This is a genomic window from Sphingobacterium shayense (genome assembly GCF_013179575.1).
GTDB classification, from domain to species: Bacteria; Bacteroidota; Bacteroidia; order Sphingobacteriales; family Sphingobacteriaceae; genus Sphingobacterium; species Sphingobacterium shayense.
The window spans coordinates 1-3,898 of the sequence record NZ_JABMCQ010000251.1 but is presented as its reverse complement, the minus strand read 5'-3'; the positions used below and the strand labels follow the sequence as shown (position 1 = coordinate 3,898).

The 3,898-nt window shown below is 41.3% G+C and carries 2 protein-coding genes; both read right to left on the bottom strand.

Annotated elements, in window-relative coordinates:
* The coding region (locus HP439_RS18200; RefSeq protein ID WP_172391754.1) for a RagB/SusD family nutrient uptake outer membrane protein at positions 1-484 on the bottom strand (484 nt) is incomplete at its 3' end.
* An 11-nt stretch (positions 485-495) separates the two neighbouring features.
* The gene (locus tag HP439_RS18195; protein ID WP_172391753.1) at positions 496-3,735 is read right to left on the bottom strand and encodes a SusC/RagA family TonB-linked outer membrane protein; all 3,240 of its coding nucleotides are present in this window, start codon (positions 3,733-3,735) and stop codon (positions 496-498) included.
* Positions 3,736-3,898: the final 163 nt, after the last annotated feature.

Genomic DNA, 3,898 nt, shown 5'->3' with positions numbered 1-3,898 from the left:
TGCGGGAATCACGAGGAGCGTATAATGCTTCATCATCAGCAGCTAATGGTTTATCAATCCAAGGGACATCCCCGAAGCGTGTAACCATATCATAATAGAACCATGCGCGAAAAAAGCGCGCGATACCGAGGTAGTCATTTTTAATGTTCTCACTCAGGTTCGGACTGTTGCAGTTCGCGATAAAATGATTTATGTTTCTGAGTGCAGACCAGTCCCACCCGCTGCTTGTTTCAGCAGAATATGCACCTTTGACTAAAAAATCATTTAAACTATTGACAGCACCATAGTCGGCCATAGCGTCGCCTTTATACGCATTTGACGCAGAAATAATATTGTTATAGAAAGAAAAGCTGTAAGTTTTTAATCCGTTTTCTGTTCCGAAAATGTCGTCGGCAGTAGCCGACGCTTTGGGAGTCTCATCTAGCTCACATGCGGAAAAAAGACAAATTGACAAACAGAATGTAATCCAAATATTTTTTTTCATCTTTTTTCTAGTTAAAAATTAATAGATAGGTTAAAGCTAAAACTTCGCATTGTAGGGTAATTGAATCCGTCGCCATGTCCTGTAGCGATGTCAGGGTCAGACGATCCGATATTCGCTACATCAATGTCCTTTGTGTTTTTGTAGAGAGGTGACCAAGTGTAAAGGTTCTCTGCCGATAAACCTGCACGAAGGCCTTGTAATCCCAGCTTGGAGATCATTGATTTTGGAAAATTATAACCGACTTGTAAGTTCTTAAGGCGCAAATATGCTGCATTTTGCAGGTAACGGCTCTGTGTAGTCTGTTTTAGGGATTGATTGTAACCTGCATAGCGAGGGAAGTATGCGTTGGTGTTTTCCTCAGTCCAATAATTATTTAGATGCCATGCCGGTAGATTATTGTATGGCCGGTTATATTGACCCCAGAAAATGGACTCGTTACTAGGGTACCAGTCTTGTTTACCAACTCCCTGAAGAAAAGCAGATACGTATATATTACTATAATCTAAATTCAAATTAAATCCATAAATATAACGCGGCTCTTCATTACCAATTATTGATAAATCGCCATGATTGGAGAGGGTTTTGTCGCCATAGTCTATTACACCACTATTATCCAGATCAGTGAAGCGAATATCGCCAGGATAAATAGTCCCCGCATTTGATGATTTTATTAATGTCTGCGAGGGAGCGGCATCAATTTCCTGCTGGCTCTGAAAAAGGCCTTGAGTTACATATCCCCATATTTCACCTACGCGTTGACCGGCGTAATAATCATCGAGATTTCCGATGTTATTATTGTATTTATCAATTTTCGAGCTGTAGTCCGCTAACGTTGCACGCACTCCCCAGTTAAAAGGTTTTCCTGCTAGGTCAAAGTTGTCTTTGTAGGAGACCGATAGTTCGAAACCGCGCGTTGTCATGTCCGCATAATTACCTTTAGGGGAAGCTGCGCCAAAAACGTCTGGAAGCGTTTGTCCTACCGTATACATATTTAATGTCTCTCGGCTATAGATATCCGCCGTTATGGTTAACCTGTTATTTAGGGCACCAAGGTCAATACCGAAATTGGTTGTACGCGCAGTTTCCCATGTTAAATTATCTGGAATCACTGCTGGAGCACTTGTTATAGGGTTTTTGGCACCATTCAATACCCTTTTGGAGATTTCAATGGCATAAAGGTCAAGGAAGGAGTAAGGGTCGATATTACCGTTCCCTAGGGAGCCGTAGGAGCCACGTATTTTTAAATCGGATATTGCGGAAGGGCTTATGTGCCAGAATGGTTCTTGTGAAACGCGCCACCCTGCAGACACGGAAGGAAAAAAAGCCCATTGTTCGTTTGTTGGAAATTTAGAAGAACCATCGTAACGCCCATTAACTTCAAAAAGATACCTATCTTTAAAAATATAGTTCGCTCTAAAAAACACGCCAGCTAGACGGTAACGATTGTATTTAGCTGTAGCAGTTACGGACTCTCCCAAGGCAAGATTCAAATTTTCAGTGTCGTCGGTTAATAAGCCGTTTTTCGTTATTGCAGTGGAATTAAAAGTTTGTTGTTCGTAGTTATATCCTAACAACCCTTTAAAATAATGGTCTTGGTTGAACGTGTTTTCGTATTCAGCGTATAGATTGGTTAGCAGATGTTTATACTTTTCGGATACATCATATATGTTGTCATTCATATTCGTTTCGAGCCTTAGTTCTTCACCTTCGACGACGCTATAGGGTACAGGTACGCGGATCCTGGTACTTCCTATGTCGCGATTACGAAAAGTGAAATCCCCTTTAATGCGAAATGTATTGTTGAAAAAATTCGTCTCAAACGAGGTTGTGTTTCTAAGATTTACATCTTCCGAATCGGTTCCGTTTTTCCCGTAGATGAAATCACCAAGAGTGTAGGCCGCTGAATAGGAAAATGTCCCGTCGGGGTTGTATATTGGAGAGGACGGATGACCTTCGTCGGCTATGTTACGCCAAATGTTTCCTCCTTCGCCCGCAGTGGATGGGTCATGGTAGTTTATCGAGGAGTAATCGATATTGTTGCTTACACGTAGCCAGTCGGTCACCTGAAGAGAAGCTTTCGCCCGAGTGTTGTAGCTTTTGTAGGTGTCTGAATTATAGCGATACATTCCGTTATTATCATAGAAACGGCCCGAGATATAATAATCAAGCTTTTTTTCGTTTCCACTTATTGAAAGATTGTGATCTTGTGCGAAAGTATTGTCTTTAATTAAAGCTCCGTAATAGTCCTCATTGCCATAATATACGTAGGTGCCATTTTCGTCAACGGTAACGGGCTCATTTATGCCTTGCTCTTTGCGTCTTTTAAATTCTTCAAGCCAATCCAACGTAAAGATTTGCGTTTTATTTAATTTACTGGGTACCGAAGAGTAGTTGTTCCAGGCATTATATGCCTCGAAAAAACGTTCTGCATAAATGTATCCGTCTGTGATGAAATCGGGTATTGTAGTCGGTTTTTGTGACGATAAGCTTCCGGAATAGGTGATTGATGCTTTCCCTTGCCTCGCCCGTTTGGTAGTAATTAATACCACGCCAAAAGTACCTCTAGAGCCATATACAGCCGCTGAGGAGGCGTCTTTTAATACTGAAACGGATTCGATATCGTTTGGATTCAAAGACTGCGGATCTCCTTCTACTCCATCAATAAGAATTAAAGCACTACCGCCCTGTCCGATTGAAGTCGTTCCGCGTATATTAAAGCTTGGAGAACGAGAGGGTTTTCCATCTGCGGGAGTAATATTCAAGTTAGGAACAGCGCCCTGAAGCATTTGAGAGGTATTCGCTAACGCTCTACCTTCAAATACTTCGCTACCTACTTGATCTACAGCACCTGTTAAATTGGCTTTCTTTTGTGTGCCGTAGCCGACTACTACGACTTCATCTAGGATCGCGTCTTGATCAGACAGGGTGATTTGAAGATTTGTTTGTCCGGTATACTGTAAGGTGGTTGTTTGAAAACCAACATAGCTAATACTTAATTTATCACCTGTTTTACCGGTAATCGTGAACAGCCCCTGTTCATTGGTTTGTGCGGCCTGCTGCGAGCGGATGTTTGTTATCGTTACACCTGAGAGAGGAGCTCCATTTTTATCCGTTACTTTTCCGGGGATCTCTTGCTGGAGAATTTCTTCCGAAAGAGTGATCCGATTTTCTAGCGTCGAAGCGTGAGACCATAACGGCGAAAATGTAAAAGGAAGCGCGAGCCAAATGATTTGTTTGGGTCTAAAATTCATACCGATTTCAGTTTAGTTTGCGGCAAAAGTAGATATCTACGATTGCCTTAAAATTATGTCTATGTTATTAAAATATTAGCTTTTGCTAATCGATGAAATACAAATGGCTACGTGATAGTTAGTAAAAAAGAAAACAATTCTAAAACTTAAGTTACTTTTTTCG

Excerpts from the sequence above, each read along its gene's own strand:
- HP439_RS18195 (WP_172391753.1), bottom strand. The coding sequence starts at position 3,735 with ATGAATTTTAGACCCAAACAAATCATTTGGCTCGCGCTTCCTTTTACA.